Genomic DNA, 17,346 nt, shown 5'->3' with positions numbered 1-17,346 from the left:
GGTCGGCCCGCCGCCACACACCAGACGCGATCTTGATGACCGTCAACTTCGCCGCGCCGGCCGGACGGCGGCGTGAGCATCCTGCCGCTGTCCAGCGCGCAGGAACCGGATGAGGAGGGCGCCGGCCAGGATGAGGAAGGCGATGTTGAGGAACGTCGTGTAGTTCCAGGTGACGCCCTCCATGGGGAGCTTCGCGTCGGCCTGGTCGGGGATCAGGGCGATACCGCCGAAGGTGAACTCCACGATTGCCCGCCAGCAGGCCGACCGCGGACTGGCCGGCTCCGTGGAGGGCCACGCCGCGCAGTTCACCGCGGCGGAATTCGTCGGCGGCCCCATCATGATCGTCGTCCTGGCGGTGCTGTTCCGACTGTCCCTCCGGGACAAGCTCCTGCGCCTCGGGAACATCCCGAACGGAGACTCCTCGCCCTCACCACGCCGACGCGTAGGACACGCCGATAGTGCGGTCAACGGGTCTGTGCAGCGCCTTGCCGGAGTACGACAGCCGCAGCGAGAACAAGTAACAACGGGTGGGCACCCCCGCCAGCACGATGTGGACATCACCGAAGTCGACCTCCGCTTCGTCCCCCGGCATGTGGGACTGCGGGCCGAACATCTCCTCCGGCCCGGGTCCGGCCTCCCACCGGATCTCCTTGCGCCGCACAGCGACGTAGGCGCGGACCATCTGGTAGGAGATCCCGGCCGCCGCGTGCTCGTCCAGCAGCCGGTCGAAGATCCTCTTCACGGTGTGCTTCTGCTTCGGCGGCGCGTCGAGGTCTGCCTCCAGCATTCCATCGATCACCGGCTTATACGGGTCCAGCCTGGTCGGACGCGGTGCCTGCTTCTTCCGGGGCTCAGGCCAGTTCGAGTCCAGGGCCTTGCGGATCGTCCGCCAGGTCGCCCCGTACTTGCGCTCCAGAGCGCGCATCGACAGGCCGGCACGCTGGTCACGGCGGATCGCCGCGTACAGCTCGACCTTGCTCGTCGATATGTGCATTCGGACCCCCAGCGGGAGAAGCACACCGATCGTCCCACTGCAAGGACATCACCCTTCACAATACGAAGCCGCCTTCCGCACTGAACGACAAACACCTCCCCTACTCACCTACATAGCCATGCGCTCAAAGGCGAAGCCGCGCCGCCTTCGCGTGGCGCGCCACCAAGCAGTCACAAGTACTGAATTCAGCCGTGGAAACATGATGGCGAGCATGCGTCAGTGGCCGCCGCGCAGCCCCGTCACAGCGACCTCGACGAGGCGGCGCACTGCGACCTTGGCCGTAACAACGCGTAGAGGCAGCAACTCGCGAGTTCTTCGGGGGAAACGTCATCCCGGCGATGCCGCAGGCAGGCAGCGGCGGGGCCCGAGGGCCCCGGCCGCGTGCCCGCCGGGATGGTGTGTCAGACCATGGCGATGGCGAGCCGGTCCACCAGCAGCTCCACCCTCGGCTCGGTGTGCTCCGGCGGCAGCCGTCCCGACCGGGTCAGGGTCGCCACCCCGTGCAGGGACGCCCAGAACACCTCGGTGAACAGCCCCGAGTCGACGCCGTCCCCGGCGACCTCTCCGAGGCACTCCAGCAGCGCGGCGAAAGCGTCCTTGAGAGGTGCCGGGGTGTCCTCCTGTGCGTACGCCAGACCGCCGTCGAGCTGGAAGATCGCGTCGTATACCGCCGGGTTGCGTGCGGCGAAGGCGAGGTAGGAGCGCGCGAGGGCGGCGACCCGCTCGCGCGGGCCGTCCACGGCGGCGGTCGCGGCCCGCACCGCCGCGGCCAGCTCGGTGGCGCCCTGGAGGGCGACGGCGCCGATGATCTCGCGCTTGCCGCGGAAATGGCTGTAGAGGACGGGCTGGCTGTACTCGATGCGTTCGGCGAGCCGGCGGGTGGTGACCGCGTCCCAGCCCTGCTGCTCGGCGAGTTCACGGGCTGTCGCCACGATGAGGCGCTCGCGCTCCGCCCGTTCGCGTTCCTTGCGTTCCTGTACCGACATGATTCGATGCTAGCACTGCTAGACAAGAGAGCGGCAGCAGTACTAGCGTTGACTCGTCAGCTAGCAGCACTAGATGCCAAGAGGGTCATCATGCTCAACGCACTCGAGGTCGTCACCACCGTGATCGTCGGCGTGATGGTGGGGGTGGAGTTCTGCGTCGCCTTCGTCATGGGCCCGATCCTCAACGCCCTCCCGGAGGACAGCGGCCAACTCGGCCACGCCCACGGGGGCCGGATGCTCGGCGCCGTGATGCCGTTCTGGTACATCGGCTCGCTCGTCCTGGTCGGCATCTGGGCTTTCGCCGGGTGGGACCACCAGGACACCGGCCTCGTCGTCACCGCCGGGACGCTTCTGATCCTCAGCGTGGTCATGTCGCTTCTGCTGCTCGTTCCGATCAACAACCGGAACAAGACATGGACCGTTGACAACCGGCCCGCCGACTGGAAGCAGCAGCTGAACCGCTGGGAGCGTCTCCACTACATCCGCGTCGCCGTCATCATCGCCGCCTTCGCCCTGCTGGTCACTGCCCTCACCTGAGCCCACGGGCTCACCCGCCCGGTCGTCAGCCGCAGCTCACGAAGACTCGCAAGGGGAAGAACGATGTCGCTAAAGAAGATCAACACCGTCCTGGCCGCCGCCTTCATCCTCTTCATCCTCTGGTTCGGGACGGAGTTCATCCTGAGCCCGGAGACGACGGCCCCGGGCTTCGGCCTCCCGAGCTGGCCGTCCGGCGACGGCGGCGGCTTCCTGATCATCAAGGGAATCCGCGACGTCGTCCTGGCCCTGGTCCTCGGCATCCTGCTGGTGACGGACCACCGCCGGGCGCTGGGCTGGGTGCTGCCTACGCCCGCGAACCGCCTGCAACACAAGGCCCAGCCCTACCCGACCCAGACACCCCGCCGCCGGGTGAGCCGGCGGCGGGCGGCAGGGGATGACATCCGGCGCGACTGAGGCAGGCACCCCTCCCGTCACCGCCTGGATGGCGTTCGGCACCAAGCAGCAGCGCGCCGACATGCGGCCGCTGTGCCAGCACGGCACGGTCTCGGCATCCTCGGCCCGGCGGCACGAAGTTTAAGTGCGTGGCGTGGCCAGGTCGTTGACACGGGCGGCGGTAGCAGGCGGCGTAGGCGGGAGTTTTGCGACGCGCTGCACCGGCTCGGAGTTCCTGTCGATCTCCAGCATCCGCAACGGTGGCCCGGCCTCCTTCGCGCGCAGCACCCCCTGTGCACGCACGTGTCGCCTGGCCGAGGTGGCCAGCGCGTGGGAGCTGCGGCCCGCCAGGAGGTGATATCACCGATGCCGCCCTGGGTGAACGCGACGACGGCGGCGTTGACGCTCATCGCGCGCAGTGCCACCACGCCCCGCACCACCGTCCGCAGTCTCACGGGGGCATATACATCTGTCGTTCCCCCAGCGGTTCGCTGACAAGGTGGTGCCGGTCGTACCCGGGGGCTGCTGACGACCCTTCAGTTATCGGCGGATGTTAACGGTCACCTGGATGCCGCCGGCGGTGCCCATGGCCCCACCGATGACACCGACCGCCACGGCGGCCTCGCCGTGGTCGGTCAGAGTCAGAATGACCACCGCGATGACGGACAGCAGTCCGGTCAAGGTGGTCAGCCAACTCAGAAGACGAACATCAGTCCGCACCCCGGCGGTGCGGCTGCGGCGGGATTGACGGTTGACCTGCGTAGCAGGTGTGGGGCGCGCCATGGTGGGCTCCTGTGTCCGTGGTCGGTTGGTCTGCGCTCCACGGTTCCGGAACCACAATTGATGCAGAACGTGACCAGGAATTACTCCAGGGGGGGAATGAACATGGCGCGTCCCGGACGGCCTGTGGAGCCTATTGACGAGGGCCTGCCCGAACCGGTGTTCAGCTGGACGACCACCGTGCGCCGTGTCGTCTTCGATCCGCTGAAGAGCGGTGATCGGCCGCTGACGCTGAAGGACATCGCCCAGCGTCTGCTGGAAACGGCACCGCCTGAAGCAACGGACGACAAGCCCGGAGCCGCGGGAGCGAAGCGGCTGGGTGCGTTGCGGTCGGGGCGTAGCGAGGCCTCGGTGCAGCGGATGATCCAGGGCCGGTTGGTGCCCACGCGGGATGTTGTTTTCGATCTCCTACGGGTTCTTGAGGAGGAGCGTGGCGTGCCACAGCGTCACGACGTGGAGGAGCTGTGGGCGGCGTACAAGCTGGCCCTGCGAGAGCGTCTGCCGGACGTGTACGCGGTGTACGCAGTAGTCGACGGGTATGCCAGTGCGCGTTTGCTGGTGGGTTTTCAGCAGCAGCAGATCATCTGGCTCGAAAAGGATTTGATGAGGGACAAGTGCCGGGCGGTACGGGCGGACGAGCGGGTCAAGCGTGTGCTGCGGGCACAAGCTGTTCTGCGGCGGGCGCTGCGGGCGGCTGGGCAGGAAGTGGACCGGCTGCGCGTGCGGGAGCAGCGGATGAGGCAGGCGCTGGACGGTGTTTCCGCTGAGGTGGCCAGGCTGCGTCAGGACGTGGCCACGGCTCGAGCGCAGGTCGAGCACTGGCAGGAACAAGCGGAATGGCACCTGCGGGAGAAAGAGGAAGCCCGGAAGGAGTCGGCGACGGAGCGGGAGGCTTGGCAGGAGCGGGAAGCGTTGTTGCTGGAGCGGCTCGCGCAGGCCTGCGAGACCTTGCAGATCGCCGCTGAACAAGCAGCGGCGCTCAAAGCGGCCCTTCGGGTCCGGGAGACCCACTGGCGTGATCAGGCCCAGGCCGGCCACGCCGCAGCCCGCTCGGCGCTCGGCGACGCCGATGCCGCTCGCGGCCAAGCCGCCGTAGCCCTGGCCGAAGCGGAGGCCGCCCGGGAGGAAGCCACCCGCGTGCTTGCGGCACAGCAAGAGCGTGCAGACGCGCTCGGCGCCGCGGTCTGCACCGAGCAGGAACAGGCGCAGCAGACCATCAGCCGCCTGGAGGAGGAGTTGCGCCAGGCCCAGGCGCAACTGCGTGCGGCGCGGCAGAACGCGGTACGCCAGGACGCTCAACTGACCTCGTTCATTGCCGAGCGCGCACTCAACGCCGACCTCGACGACATCGTCAGCCGAGCTCTCGTCCAGCACGAGGAACTGGGCGCCGGCGAACCCGCCTGGATTGACGCACGACCTGAAGCAATCCATATCCCCAGCTCAAAGGGACATCCGCCGCCAGGCCCGAACGGGGACAGCGACGCCGCGATGGCAGCCCTTGATGCGCCACCGGGGCATGACGCCGGCCGGCCCGGCAGCCCGGTGAAGCCGCCCGAAGGCACTGGTCTGGATGCACGTGTGGTGCAGGACACCGACCAGTCGACCGTGCCGCCTTACCGATCCGTTCGGCTCCCGGACGCCCGTTTTGGTACCGGCCACACCTGTCCCCCGGGCCCAGCCGTCCGTGGGGAGGCACCCCAGAGCGTCGGCCCGCGGGCCGCGAAGGACGGAACCGCCGACCCGGACACCTGCGAGCCCCCGTCCTTTCTGGCGGTATCCGGCACAGCCGGACCCGGATCCACCGCCGGCACGCCGCAGTCCCGCGCCACAGGATCGCAAGCCGGCCGCGGGCCGGGAGAGGCCAAGCTCATCGTGCGAGGGTTCGCCGCGTGTGTTGCGGTAACCGCCCTCTTCGCTCTGTTCCTGGTCCTGCTCCCAGCTCCGCCGGGCCCCGCCACCTATGTATCGGGCAGTCAGCCCGCTATCTACCAGTCCGGTACCGGCGCTTTCGGCGAGAGCACCACCACCTACACCTGGACGGTGGGCGGCAACCGGTCCGTCCGGGCCCACTTCAAGCTGACCGACCAAGCAAGCACCATGCCTGGCCACCTCAGCGTCGAACCCGCGAAAGGCTGCCGTCCCAACGTGCAGTGGGCCCTGACCATTGACGGCAAGACCATCGCCGACGGCACCCTCACCGGCACGAACACCCACAAGATCAAAGGGACAGCCCCCAATAACGCCAAGACCCTTGACATCACCGCCACCTACGCCCAGGGCACCTGCACCGCCACCCTGTCCTGGAGCGTCGGCACCTGAAGACGCTGCCCTTGTCGCTGGCCCGCAGGGTTCGGCCGGTTCGGCTACCTCAAGCCCCGGCCCCGGCCGGGGTTCGGCCACGGCAACAACAAGCTCGAGGGCCCGTGCGGAACACCCAGGGTCGGGACGCCCTCCCCCTGCCGCCTGCCGCTGCGGTGTCGGCGTCGATCGCGTCGAACTCCATGGCCCACCGGGTGAACTCGTCTCGCCCTCGATGCGAAACCGTGGGCGGATGCGCCGATACATTCCGCTCACGCTCGCCGCAGTACTGCTGACGGCAGGCTGCGCCTCAGTAGCCCCCTTGATGTCAACGGTCATTGAGATGCCCAGGTGGGCGGTCGTCGAGAGTCCAGGCTGGTGGCCATCAGAAATCCATGCCGGTGGCCAGCGTCCTCTGAACGGTCTTGACCCGATTACCCCACGATCTTGGTTGGTGCGGTTGTTTCGGGGCCGGCTGGGGTCAGGCTCCAGCCCGCCGGGACGTCCAGGCCCGGATGAGTTCAGCGGCCAGCCAGTGGCCGCGCGTTTCTGCCTCTTCGGCGGGCGGGATGCCGTTGGCGTCCCGGAGCGGGTCGGCGCCTCGGGCCAGCAGGAAGGCGGTGACGTCCACGTGGAGTGGGTCGCCGCTTTGGACGTGGCCGTCTATTTCGACGTCGATGGCGTGCCGCAACAGGGTCCAGCCGTCACCTCTGTCGTCCTCCACGTCATATCCGCAGTCCAGGAGTTCGCGAAGCCGCGGTAGATCCTCCTGCTCGACAGCAAGGTGGCCGGGCGACAAGGACATGGGTTCCTCCGAGGGCAGGCCGCTGGCAGCGGTTGATGTCACGCCAAGAGATACCAGTTCGCGACCGGTCAAGACCGCTGGTCAGAGGACAGCTCGTGGTGTTCCTGAGAGTGAGGGGTCAGTTCAAGGCGACCACCCCCTCTCCCCAGTCGAACTGCAGCCACCGGCCCGGCTCGGGGATCCACGGACGGTAGGTCCGCCGCTTGCCGGCCTTCCACGCGGTCTTTGACGCGTTCACCGCCCGCCGGGTCGAGCGGGCGCTGCCCGGGTAGCCCATCTTCACGAGCTTGTCGTGAACCACGTCGGCACGGATCGTCGCCTTGGACTGCTCGACCCACTCCTCGATCTTCTCCAGGAAAGCGTCGATCATCTTCGGCCGCGGCTCGCGCTCGTACGGGTTGCGCCCGCTGTCTCGGGCCTCGACATAGCGTTTGACCGTCTTCGGGTCGTGTCCTGTCAGGGTGGCTGCCGACCAGACCGTCTCGGTCAGGTCGTACGCCTCGAATATTTCCATGATCTCTCTGTCAGACTTCGTCACAGGACCTCTTCGACCGGTTCGCTGATGCTTCGCAAACACCAGCAAACCGGACGGAGGGTTCTCCTTCAGATAAGGAAGCGATCAGGAACATTACAGGTCGGAGGGCCATCCACCTGGATTTCTGGTGGCCATCAGCCGGGACTCAACTAGCCGCACACCAGGACTCTGCCACGACCGCCGACATTGAACACAAAGACGGGCCGCGACCTGGTCCCGGCAAGCCGCCCCTCCCCTGCCGCTACGGAGACCTGGCCGGAGCCGGTACCGGCTCCCCTTCACGCGGAGCTCGCAATGGCCGGCCCCGATAGCGCGTCACCCATTGACGGAAGCTCGCATGAGGCGACCTCTGGTGAGCCAGCCCGTCACGCGCATTCCATCGCGCATGGCACGCGCCCGTACCGAGGCACGGTGAAGTGCCCGGGCCATCCGGCAGGCCACCCGGTCCAGGCTGCTCCTCGCTCGCAGTCGCGGCGCGGGACGGCTACCCAGCATCCGTACGCCACCTACGACAGTGCGATCGTCTGTTCCTGGGCAAAGAACAGGGGCTTGGATCCCGCGGTCACGTCCGTTGGCGTGGTGTATCGACGGCCAATCGGTGACTCGTTTTCAGGTTAGGCGGTCAGGGCTGTCGTGCTCATCTCGTCGGTGGCTTCTCCCTCGATCGGGTGGAGTCGGCAGCGGGCGAGGATCTCGCTGCCGATGTAGCGCCGGGCCTCGATCCACTCGTCGGTCTGCTCGGCCAGGACCGCACCGATCAGCCGCAGGATCGCGGGCCGGTCGGGGAAGATGCCCACGCCATCGGTGCGGCGGCGGATCTCCTTGTTCAGCCGCTCCTGCGGATTGTTTGACCAGATCGACTTCCAGACCACGCGTGGGAACGCGGTGAACGCCAGTAGGTCCTCCCGGGCGGCATCCAAGTGCTCCGCTGCGGCAGGGAACTTGTCGTCGAGGGTGGTGATGACCGACGCCATCTGATGGCGGACGGCGTCGGCGTCGGGTTGTTCGAAGACCGTCCGCAACAAGGTGGCCACCCACGGCTGGGCCGACTTGGGGACCTTGCTCAGCAAGTTGCGGGCGTAGTGGAGTCGTAAAGATTCAACGTGGCGATATCGGTGCGTCCCGGTTGCCTTCGTGTTCTGCGATGGCGCTGAGGAGGTCAGCGGCGGTGGAGTAGCTTCCCTTGGAACGTGTTGCGGTGTATCCGTCCTGGTCCAGCAGGGGGCGGACCCACAGGACTGCGTTGCCGATGGTGCGTCGGCTCACTTGGAACAGGTCGGCTACCACGTCGCGGCTGCAGACCTTGCGCAGGCTGAGGATGGTGGCAAGGACGCGTTCGGCGTCGGTGATTTTCTCGGAGAAGATCCCTCCGCGGGCTCCGAACTGCCTGTCGGCTCCGCGCTGCCGATGCTTGCGCCGTTCAGCTTCGGCGGCCTGGTGCAAGGACAGCCGCCCGATCAGCTTCGCCAGCTCTTGCCGACTCATCCCGGTCAGCGCCGGATCGCCGAGGGTCGCCAGGCGGTTCGGCCGCGTCGGCACGATGTCGGTGGCCAGGAAGCCCCGCAGCGCAGTCGCGCTGGTGAAGCGCAGAACGGTGGGCTCGATGCCGTGTTTGCGTTTGGCCAGCAACTTGCCGGTCTCGACGACCGCGGCCGCAATCGGGCCCGTGCTGACTTCCAGCAACTCGGACAAGACAACCTGGGAGCAGACCTGCCGCAGGTAGACAACTGCGATCAGGACCCTGTCGGCGTCGGTGAGCAAAGGTCGGCCGTGACTTCCCTTGACTTGGCGACGTCTGCCGCCACGCTGTTCGAAGTAGCGCTGTTCGGCCCGCGCTGCTTGTGCGGGAGCGAGGCTGGCGGCCAACTCCTTCAGATTGCCTCGGCTCATGCCGGTCAGCCGCGGGTCGGCCAGGGTATGCAGGGCCGCCGACCGGTTGCGGTCCCGCTCGCCGATGCCGACGGCGGCCTTCGTGCCGGTCGCGGCGGGCCCGATGGTGTAGTTCCACTTCCCGCGCTCGGCATGGGGTGTGATCGGGAGAGCACTCATTCGCTCCCTGCTCACCGACACGCCTACGGGGTAGTCGCCGGTGTCAAGCACGGCGTCCACCCGCAGCCCGGTGCGGGTGCGAGTGGCGGCGATCGTGTTGACGACGACCTCGTGGCTGGTCAACGGTCTGCCACGCCAGTTCATCGTGATGGCGGAGAACAATCGGTGTTCTATTTTGTTCCACTTGCTCGTGCCTGGACAATGCCGTTGCTTGAACTCGTTAAGCAGTTCGCAGTGACGCTGCAGGGGCGGGGTCGTTGGACCAAGCATGCATCCTTGGGTGGGGTTGTCAGATCATGTGCGGCTGGGGGTGGTGACGCGGTGGGTGACGCCGGAACTGGTTGCCGGGGTGCTGGAGAAGTGCCGGGTCCGGGACAAGAAGCCCGGCGCGCTGCCCGCTGGGTTCATGGTCTATTTCACCCTTGCGCTGGCACTGTTCCAGCAGGACTCATACGACGATGTAGCTGAACAACTGGTCGGCAGTGTGCCAGAGTTGAGTGCGTGCATTCCGAACAAGTCGTCGTTTACCCGGGCGCGCGGGCGTCTGGGGCCCCTGGTGCTGGAGGCCGTGTTCCAGGAGCTGGCCGGCCCGTTGGCGCCGGTCGGGCTGGAGGGCTCCTTCTACCACGGTATGCGGCTGGCGGCGGTGGACGGGTTTGTGCTGGACGCGCCGGACACAAAGGTGAATCGGGCTGCGTTCGGCGGACCGACCAAGAACGGCCAGTCGGCGGGGTTTCCCCAGGTGAGGGTGGTGACACTGACCGAGTGTGGCACCCACGCGCAGATCGACGCGGCGGTGGGCGGCTTCAACGGCGGCGAGCGGGAACTCGCGATCACTCTGGCCGGCTCGGCAGCCGGGATGCTCGTGGTCATGGACCGCAACTTTCCCGGAGTCGCCTTGTGGAAGGCGTATCTGGAAGCCGGGTCACATCTCCTGCTCCGGGCCCGTTCACCAGTGGCCCACCGTCCGGTCGAGCATCTGGCTGACGGCACCTACTTGGCGAGGATGAACCTGGCCGGGCAGAAGGGCGCGCACCCCGGCGGTGTACTGGTCCGGGTGATCGAGTACCGCATCGACGGCGGTGAGATGGTCAGGCTACTGACCGACCTGCTGGACCCGGTGGAGTACCCGGCGGCGGAGCTGGCAGCTCTGTACCGGGAAAGATGGGAGGCGGAGTCGGCATTTCGGCAGATCAAGACGTTCCAGCGCGGACCGGCCGAAGTTCTGCGCTCTGGCGACCCCGCCCTTGTCCGGCAGGAGGTCTGGGCTCATCTGACGGTGCACCACTGCCTGACCCGGGTCGTCATGCAGCTGGCTGACGACAACGGTATCGACCCGGACCGGGTGTCGTTCGTCAAAGTCCTCAAGCACACACGCCGTAGCGTGGTCCGCCAGTGCGCGGACACGCCGACGAAGATCAAGAAGTTCCTGGCCGTGATGGCGGCAAAGGTCCACCGCAAGCTTGACAACGGCACCCGGCGTCTACGGGAGGCGGACCGGCACCTGAAGCGCCCGGACTCGAAGTACTCCTCCAAGCTTTCCTACCGAATCAACACCCGGGACCGGCAACCCACACGGAGGGTCGAGCCCAAGGTCATCACTCTGCATCCCGGGATAGTTCACTAATCAAGCAACGGCATTGCGTGCCTGGAGGAAAGTGACAGACAGTCACAGCCAGGCCGGTCTCGGCAGCGAAGTCAGCGAGCTCGGCCTTCCACAACCGGTAGCGGCAGCTGTTGGAACCGCCGGCGTCCGCGGTGACCAGCAACCGGGTCGCACGCGGATAGCCTGCCTGGCCGCGGGCCTGCCACCAGCCACGGATCGAGGCGACGGCGAAGACCGAGGTGTCGTGGTCGACCCCGACGTTCACCCACCCGCGATCGGCGGTCATGTCATAGATGCCGTACGGGATGGCGTGCGGCACGTCCGGGCCGGTGAAGAAGAAGCTGTGGTCCTCGACCTGGACCGGATCGCCTTGGGGCCGCCACTGTCGGCCGGGGTTCGGCAGATCGCCGAGCTGTTCCTTCTTCTTCGCATCGACGCTGATCACTGGCTGGTCGGCTGCCTGATGTTCGATGACCTGCTCGTTGATGTAGTGGAACTGGGCGTCCCGGTCAGGGTGCTGTTTCCCCTCCAGCGTCTTGGCGTTGGCCTGCAAGCTGAAGCCTTGCTCCTTCAACAGCCGGCCCACCGTCGGTGCGGACACCTGATGGCCCTGCCTGGCCAACTCCTCAGCCAGGTTACGCAATGACTTGGTCGTCCACCGCAGCGGCGACATGGGATCCCCGCGCTCATCCGGCTTAACCATCCCCAGCAGCGCCGGCACCAGCTGCGGGTCCAGAACCTCGGCCAAGCGCCGGCCGCCGCCAGATCTCCTGATTCGCCCTTCCGGCAGGGGCTCTCCGCCGGCCTCCAGCTCGAACACGCCGTTGCGGACAGTTGTCTCGCTGACCCGGGCCGCCTGCGCCACCGCCCGCACCCCGCCGTGCCCAAGTAACCGGGCCTCCTGCGCCAGCACCAGACGCTGCTGCCGTTCGTTCAAGTGCGGGAACAGCACCCCGAACCGCAGCGCGAGCTGCCCGCGGACCTCACTGGATATGCCCATACCGGCTCAACGAGTCCCGCGAGGAAAGGCAACATGTTGAATCTTTACGACTCCAGTGGGTGCGGCATCGCTGCCAGGCGGTGCCCGGCAGGGCGGCGCCGATCGCCTCGACCAGGCCGGCGTGGGCGTCGGAGACGACGAGCTGGACCCCGGTCAGGCCGCGGGCGACCAGGCCGCGCAGGAACGCCAGCCACCCGGCCCCGTCCTCGGCGGCCGCGACGTCCAAGCCCAGGACCTCGCGCTGGCCCTCGGCATTGACGCCGACCGCGACCAGGCAGTGCACGTTCACGACCCGGCCGCCCTCGCGGACCTTCTGCGTCAGCGCGTCCAGCCACACGAACGTGTAGGGTCCGGCGTCCAGCGGGCGGTTGCGGAACTCCGCCACCCGGGCGTCGAGGTGCTTGGCCATCTCGCTGACCTGTGACTTCGACAACTGAGTGACACCGAGAGACTCGGCGAGCTTGGTGACCCGGCGGGTCGAGACCCCCAGCAGGTAGGCGGTGGCGACCACCGAGACCAGCGCCTGCTCGGCCCGGCGACGACGCTCCAGCAGCCAGCTAGGGAAGTACGAACCGGAGCGGATCTTGGGGATCGCGAGCTCGACGGTGCCGGCGCGGGTGTCCCACGACCGGGGCCGGTAGCCGTTGCGCTGGTTGACGCGCTCGTCGCTGACCTGCCCGTACTCCGCTCCGCAGACCGCGTCGGCGTCCGCGGACATCAACGCTTCGGCGAAGGTCTTCACCATCGCCCGCAACAAATCCGGACTCGCCGAGGCAAGGTTCTCCTCCAACAGGCCAGCCAGGGGCACAATTTCAGGTGCGGTCATCGTGCTGAACTCCTCTTCGCGACTCGACATCTCGAAGAATCAGCCGATGGCCGTCTTACGTCCCGGCACCACCCCGATGATCAGGCGCAAACCCCCTGATCAGGTGGAACCCATACACCACCACCCCGGACGTGACCCCCGTACGGCCACTTGGCGCCGAGGCGACGCAGGGTGCTCGGGGGCAGGAGCATGCCGGAGCCGGCCGGTGCCACGGTCGCGCCCGCGGCACCGGCCCAACGCAGAAAGTCCCCGGCCGGGCAGGGAAGGGTCCGTGACGGCCTCGGAGCGCAGGGCGTGCAGTTCGTCGACGGGAATGTGCGGCCTACCGGCCGCCGTGCTCTTCGGTGAGTGGCTGGAGGGTGCGCAGGCGGGCGGTTTTACGTGCCGTGAGGATGGGTGCCCTTGGGAACACTCGAAGGCGCGGGCCCAGCTTGGGCGTGTGGCGTCCCGCGCAGGGGGCGAGTGCCCTCTTTTACGGAGTGTCAGGTTGCCAAGGTCGGCACGAATGGGCGCTACACGCTACCGTCTGCCAACAAGGAGAGACCGGGACCCACCGAACGAACTGGAACCACTGTCCACGACATCGCGGAATGCCAACCCGCCCCTGCCCAGCGCCCAGTCGGCTGTGGGAGACGGCACCGATGAGATGGTCCGGACCACACCATTCCGCCATGGCTGGATCGTTACCGTTGACGATCAGGACATGGGCGCTGTAACGGGATATACCTGGCGCCATTCTCCTTGACGCACGGATCGAGTGCGCCCATTCTGGCCATCTCCCCCCGCTCCACCCCACCTTCAGGTTGGTATGCCCATGCGCACTCTTCACCTGGCAGCTGCAGCGACCGCGGTCGCTGCAGCTTCCCTGCTGCTTGCCCCGGGCGCCTTCGCCGCCGCCCCCGGCGACAACGGCACCATCAAGATCCACGATGCCAAGACCGGCGAGGATCTCGTCAAGAACGAGCCTCACGTCTGCGCCTTCTACCTCGACGCGTTCTTCTTCGACGGCCTGCAGCAGGCCGACTGGAAGATCGTCGAAATACCGCCCACCGGCAAGAACCAAGAGGCGAAGACCGGAGCAATCACCCTCGACAGCAAAGGCCACGGACGCACCGGGGACCTGAGCCTGCCGAACGGCCACTACAAGCTCATCTGGAACTTCAACGGGGAGCACGGCAAAGCCAAGCACAAGGTCTTCTGGACCAACTGCGAGGAGAGCGGCACGTCGGGCGGACCGGGGTCCACCGGCACTCCCACGGGCACTCCCACCGGTTCGGGAAGTCCGAGCACGTCGCCCTCCTCCGGGACCCAGGCCCCGACCTCGGCTCCGACCACGGGCTCCCCCGCCGCCTCCCCCACCGCCTCCGACACCACTGGTGACGGCACCCTTGCGTCGACCGGCGCTTCCGTCGGCGGCCTGACCTTCGCTGCCGTGCTGCTGCTCGGCGGCGGCACGGCCCTCGCGATGCGCCGTCGCAAGGGACAGCACAACTGACCTCGGACCAACGGGCAGCTAGCTGCGCGCATGGGAGGGCCTGTCCGAGTACACGGACAGGCCCTCCCATGGCGTCCGCCGCTGCCGCCCACCCTGCCCGGCAGGCCGCGTACCGGTTTTCGGGTCGATGAAACACCATTTTCAGTCACCGTGGCTCGTTAATTCGGCTGCCCTGGCCTGTTAACGGAACATCAATCGGCGGGCCGCATGCTGCGCACTGGCACCCGTATCGGGACACGGCAACCGGCCCCACGCCGCACTTCTTGCGATCCGCGCCCGATTTGCCCGCACAATCGACTCGGCCAGTTCGGATCTGCCGCAGACATGACAAGTGGCCATAGCCTCCCCGCGGCGGAGAGGAAGTTCCTCCCCGCCGAGTTCGCAGCGAGGAGTGCCCATGCGCCGCCTGCCCCGCTCCCCCCGTCTCCACCCGTCCAACAACCGTCTGCTCGGTGCCGCTGCCGCGATCGGTGCCCTTGCGCTGCTGCCGCTGCCCGGCGTAGCCGGCACGGTGACAGCTGCTGCCGCTCACCCGGCCGCCGCCACGGCTTGTTCGACGGACAACCAGAGCGACGCCGCCGCCCGCAAGATGAAAGGCGCCACCGGGCACGAGCCAGCTGAACTGACCGACGCCCAGGCCAAGGCCATGGACACAGCGCTTCAACAGCGCGTCACCGCTCTGCGCGCCCAAGGCCGCAATCTCGCCCCGGCTGCCCTGGCCGCCACCACCGTCCCGGTCTACGTCCACGTCATCCACAGCGGTGCTGCCGGCAACCTCTCCTCGACCGACATCAGCCGACAGATGTCGGTCCTCAACGCCGCCTACAGCGGCCAGGGCACCGGCAACGCGGCGACTCCGTTCCAGTTCTCACTCGCCGGCACGGACTACACCGACAACGCCGGCTGGTACAACGGCCTCACACCCGGCTCGTCAGCCGAGAAATCCATGAAGACAACCCTGCGCAAGGGCGGCGCCAACGCCCTCAATCTCTACACGGCCAGCCTCGGCCAGAGCCTGCTCGGCTGGGCGACGTTCCCCAGCTCCTACAAGTCCAACCCCAAGGACGACGGTGTCGTCATCCTCGACACCTCCCTGCCCGGCGGCTCGGCCACCAACTACAACGAGGGCGATACCGCCACCCACGAGGTCGGCCACTGGTTCGGGCTCTACCACACCTTCCAGGGCGGCTGTAACGGCAACGGCGACTACGTCTCCGACACCCCGGCGGAGAAGAGTGCCGCCTATCAGTGTCCGACGGGCCGCGACACCTGCGCGAACAAGCCCGGCGCCGACCCCATCCACAACTTCATGGACTACACCTACGACCCCTGCATGTACCAGTTCACCGCGGGCCAGGTGCAGCGCATGACCGACTCCTGGACCGCCTACCGCGCCGGCTGACGACCTCCGCACGCACCCGACCCACTGCCAGGAAACAACCGCGAAGTAGCAGCGCGAAGGACCAGCCCGGGGGATGAAGCCCCGAGCTGGTCCTTCCAGCGCCCGTGCCCGTCAGCCCGCCTACGAACCGACCCGAAGCACCCCATTAGCGTCGACTCCCGTGAGGTCGGAAGGCCCAGCAAACCGCTGTGCGGCGAATTCACGGTTGCGTGAGGTCTGCCGGCGATGGAGGTGGGAACGCCTATGCCGAGCGGCGCACTCTCGCGCGGATGACCTCCCAGCACCCCCGGCAACGGAACGCGCTCGTGGGATCGACCGTGCGCCGCCGCGCTTGGTGGGAATACCCAATTGGCGGGGCATGCGCGGCTTTTGGCAGGTTTTATGTGGCACCTTGCGCTGGTCCTCGAAGACCATCACACTGCACGCGTCCAACCGGCCGGCAACTCTCAGCCGGCTGGGTTGACGGAGTCGTCGGACGGGGTCCGGCGGAGTTCGGTACGCGTGGTCTGTGATGCCGCCGGGGTGCCGGCGACTGCCCTGAGGGAGCTGATCGTGACGTTCTGGAACACGGCGACCGCACTGCGACGTTACGGCGCAAGTGCGGCTGCCCTTGCCACCGCCGCGGGGATGGTCTTCGCCGCGGCGCTCCCCGCCGCCGCCATCAACTCGTACAACGCGACGCCCGCGCCGGAGCGGACCGAAGTCGGGGCGCTGATCGCGCAGTGGGACGACGACGCGGATCCCGAGACGCCCGACAGAGTGGACTGGGTGTGCTCCGGCACGATGGTGGATCGCGACACGTTCGTCACGGCGGGACACTGCACCACGGACTGGCCCGCGGGCGTGCAGTTCTTTGTCTCCCTCGATCAGGACGTGCAGTCCGCTCTCGATTCCGCCGCCAGGGCCCACCCCGGCAACCCGTCGGCCGTCGCCACAGCCGTGGGGATCGAAGGCACCGCCCACACAGACCCGGCCTATCCCGGCCCGTCCTCCGACCCGCACGACATCGCCGTGATCCAGGTACCGGCCGTCTCGATGGCCGCCCGGTGGTCGTTCACCCCTGCCACACTGCCCGGCGCCGGGGAGTTGAGCGCTCTGGGGTCCCGGCGATTGCACTCCACCGCGTTCGTGGTGGCCGGTTACGGCACCGAAGAGGCGGCCCGCGGTCCGGGCGGACAGTCGCATCCCGGTGGCGGCGTCCGCATGAAAGCACCCGTCACCTTCGACGCTCTCAATCCGTCCTGGGTCCGCCTGGCGATGACGGAACCACAGGGCAACGGCGGTGCCTGCTACGGCGACTCCGGCGGCCCGAACTTCGCCGTTCTCGGCGGCAGGCTCGTGCTGGCAGCGACAACAATCACCGGCGACTCACCGTGCTACGCGACCAATGTCGCCTACCGGCTCGACTCCCCCGCCGCCCGGGCGTTCCTGGCCTCGTTCGCCACTCTCCCCTGACAGCGGCTTCTTCGGCCCCACAGCCCATCGCCTCAGCAGCCGATCCCTGCCGGGGCTCACGGCGGACACAGCCTTCCTCCTGGCTGTGACGCGGAGGCAGTCATCAAAGAGCGCCAGACGGCGGCAGACACGATCTCCCCGACAAGGAGCCGATCGCCTGCCGAGGTCGAGAACCCGTTCGACCA

Annotated in this window: 13 protein-coding genes and 4 pseudogenes; 7 read left to right on the top strand and 10 right to left on the bottom strand. The window is 67.6% G+C overall.

Annotated features, from left to right (window positions below; all coding sequences use genetic code 11):
• Positions 1-42: 42 nt before the first annotated feature.
• The 3 genes from C8250_RS42015 to C8250_RS42005 all read right to left on the bottom strand — a co-directional run bounded on the left by C8250_RS42015 (position 43) and on the right by C8250_RS42005 (position 1,980).
• On the bottom strand, positions 43-243 hold the full coding sequence (locus tag C8250_RS42015; protein ID WP_346268793.1) for a hypothetical protein: 201 nt from the start codon (positions 241-243) through the stop codon (positions 43-45).
• Between the two features lie 184 nt (positions 244-427).
• Complete coding sequence (locus C8250_RS42010; protein ID WP_187145208.1) at positions 428-994, bottom strand: hypothetical protein; 567 nt, start codon at positions 992-994, stop codon at positions 428-430.
• 401 nt (positions 995-1,395) lie between these two features.
• A complete protein-coding gene (locus C8250_RS42005; protein ID WP_138358998.1) occupies positions 1,396-1,980 on the bottom strand; it encodes a TetR/AcrR family transcriptional regulator in 585 nt (194 codons plus the stop codon).
• Between the two features lie 90 nt (positions 1,981-2,070).
• Here C8250_RS42005 and C8250_RS42000 point away from each other — a divergent pair, with 90 nt between their 5' ends.
• Complete coding sequence (locus C8250_RS42000) at positions 2,071-2,517, top strand: DUF1772 domain-containing protein (RefSeq protein WP_138359000.1); 447 nt, start codon at positions 2,071-2,073, stop codon at positions 2,515-2,517.
• Positions 2,518-2,580: 63 nt separating this feature from the next.
• Positions 2,581-2,931: a DUF4267 domain-containing protein gene (locus C8250_RS41995; protein WP_232486198.1), complete on the top strand. Its 351-nt coding sequence runs from the start codon at positions 2,581-2,583 to the stop codon at positions 2,929-2,931.
• A 519-nt stretch (positions 2,932-3,450) separates the two neighbouring features.
• Here C8250_RS41995 and C8250_RS41990 read toward each other — a convergent pair.
• A complete protein-coding gene (locus C8250_RS41990) occupies positions 3,451-3,693 on the bottom strand; it encodes a hypothetical protein (RefSeq protein WP_138359002.1) in 243 nt (80 codons plus the stop codon).
• A gap of 60 nt (positions 3,694-3,753) precedes the next feature.
• On the opposite strand from C8250_RS41990, the gene C8250_RS41985 reads away from it, so the two are divergent.
• A complete protein-coding gene (locus tag C8250_RS41985) occupies positions 3,754-6,009 on the top strand; it encodes a hypothetical protein (RefSeq protein ID WP_138359004.1) in 2,256 nt (751 codons plus the stop codon).
• 460 nt (positions 6,010-6,469) lie between these two features.
• Here the strand turns inward: C8250_RS41985 and C8250_RS41980 are convergent, their stop codons facing one another.
• The 4 genes and pseudogenes from C8250_RS41980 to C8250_RS44275 all read right to left on the bottom strand — a co-directional run.
• On the bottom strand, positions 6,470-6,793 hold the full coding sequence (locus C8250_RS41980; RefSeq protein WP_138359006.1) for an ankyrin repeat domain-containing protein: 324 nt from the start codon (positions 6,791-6,793) through the stop codon (positions 6,470-6,472).
• A gap of 118 nt (positions 6,794-6,911) precedes the next feature.
• On the bottom strand, positions 6,912-7,307 hold the full coding sequence (locus C8250_RS41975; protein ID WP_138359008.1) for a hypothetical protein: 396 nt from the start codon (positions 7,305-7,307) through the stop codon (positions 6,912-6,914).
• A 635-nt stretch (positions 7,308-7,942) separates the two neighbouring features.
• Positions 7,943-8,419 (bottom strand): annotated as a pseudogene (locus tag C8250_RS41970) (transposase); the annotation flags it as partial.
• Between the two features lie 7 nt (positions 8,420-8,426).
• Positions 8,427-9,575 (bottom strand): annotated as a pseudogene (locus C8250_RS44275) (ISAzo13 family transposase); the annotation flags it as partial.
• A gap of 82 nt (positions 9,576-9,657) precedes the next feature.
• Between C8250_RS44275 and C8250_RS41960 the strand changes: the two are divergent.
• Positions 9,658-11,004 carry an IS4 family transposase gene (locus C8250_RS41960; RefSeq protein WP_187145173.1) on the top strand — a complete coding sequence of 449 codons (1,347 nt, stop codon included), beginning with the start codon at positions 9,658-9,660 and terminating at the stop codon, positions 11,002-11,004.
• Between the two features lie 16 nt (positions 11,005-11,020).
• On the opposite strand, the pseudogene C8250_RS41955 reads toward C8250_RS41960, so the two are convergent.
• Positions 11,021-11,983 (bottom strand): annotated as a pseudogene (locus C8250_RS41955) (ISAzo13 family transposase); the annotation flags it as partial.
• A 49-nt stretch (positions 11,984-12,032) separates the two neighbouring features.
• Positions 12,033-12,809, bottom strand: a pseudogene (locus C8250_RS41950) (IS256 family transposase); the annotation flags it as partial.
• A gap of 814 nt (positions 12,810-13,623) precedes the next feature.
• On the opposite strand from C8250_RS41950, the gene C8250_RS41945 reads away from it, so the two are divergent.
• The 3 genes from C8250_RS41945 to C8250_RS41935 all read left to right on the top strand — a co-directional run bounded on the left by C8250_RS41945 (position 13,624) and on the right by C8250_RS41935 (position 17,161).
• Positions 13,624-14,304 carry a hypothetical protein gene (locus C8250_RS41945; RefSeq protein WP_138357808.1) on the top strand — a complete coding sequence of 227 codons (681 nt, stop codon included), beginning with the start codon at positions 13,624-13,626 and terminating at the stop codon, positions 14,302-14,304.
• A gap of 397 nt (positions 14,305-14,701) precedes the next feature.
• Positions 14,702-15,706: a zinc metalloprotease gene (locus tag C8250_RS41940; protein ID WP_138357809.1), complete on the top strand. Its 1,005-nt coding sequence runs from the start codon at positions 14,702-14,704 to the stop codon at positions 15,704-15,706.
• Between the two features lie 552 nt (positions 15,707-16,258).
• Positions 16,259-17,161, top strand: a complete 903-nt coding sequence (locus tag C8250_RS41935; RefSeq protein WP_244809742.1) for a trypsin-like serine protease — start codon at positions 16,259-16,261, stop codon at positions 17,159-17,161.
• Positions 17,162-17,346: the final 185 nt, after the last annotated feature.

Source organism: Streptomyces sp. So13.3, assembly GCF_005860785.2.
Classification (GTDB): Bacteria; Actinomycetota; Actinomycetes; order Streptomycetales; family Streptomycetaceae; genus Actinacidiphila; species Actinacidiphila fildesensis.
Note: the sequence above shows the minus strand (reverse complement) of the source record. Positions and strands in the feature narration are given on the sequence as shown.

Bases quoted from the DNA above. Each gene is read 5' to 3' on its own strand.
- C8250_RS41945 (WP_138357808.1), top strand. From the start codon at position 13,624: ATGCGCACTCTTCACCTGGCAGCTGCAGCGACCGCGGTCGCTGCAGCT.
- C8250_RS42010 (WP_187145208.1), bottom strand. From the start codon at position 994: ATGCACATATCGACGAGCAAGGTCGAGCTGTACGCGGCGATCCGCCGT.
- C8250_RS41940 (WP_138357809.1), top strand. From the start codon at position 14,702: ATGCGCCGCCTGCCCCGCTCCCCCCGTCTCCACCCGTCCAACAACCGT.
- C8250_RS42005 (WP_138358998.1), bottom strand. From the start codon at position 1,980: ATGTCGGTACAGGAACGCAAGGAACGCGAACGGGCGGAGCGCGAGCGC.
- C8250_RS41980 (WP_138359006.1), bottom strand. From the start codon at position 6,793: ATGTCCTTGTCGCCCGGCCACCTTGCTGTCGAGCAGGAGGATCTACCG.
- C8250_RS42000 (WP_138359000.1), top strand. From the start codon at position 2,071: ATGCTCAACGCACTCGAGGTCGTCACCACCGTGATCGTCGGCGTGATG.
- C8250_RS41990 (WP_138359002.1), bottom strand. From the start codon at position 3,693: ATGGCGCGCCCCACACCTGCTACGCAGGTCAACCGTCAATCCCGCCGC.
- C8250_RS41975 (WP_138359008.1), bottom strand. From the start codon at position 7,307: ATGGAAATATTCGAGGCGTACGACCTGACCGAGACGGTCTGGTCGGCA.
- C8250_RS41985 (WP_138359004.1), top strand. From the start codon at position 3,754: ATGCAGAACGTGACCAGGAATTACTCCAGGGGGGGAATGAACATGGCG.
- C8250_RS41995 (WP_232486198.1), top strand. From the start codon at position 2,581: ATGTCGCTAAAGAAGATCAACACCGTCCTGGCCGCCGCCTTCATCCTC.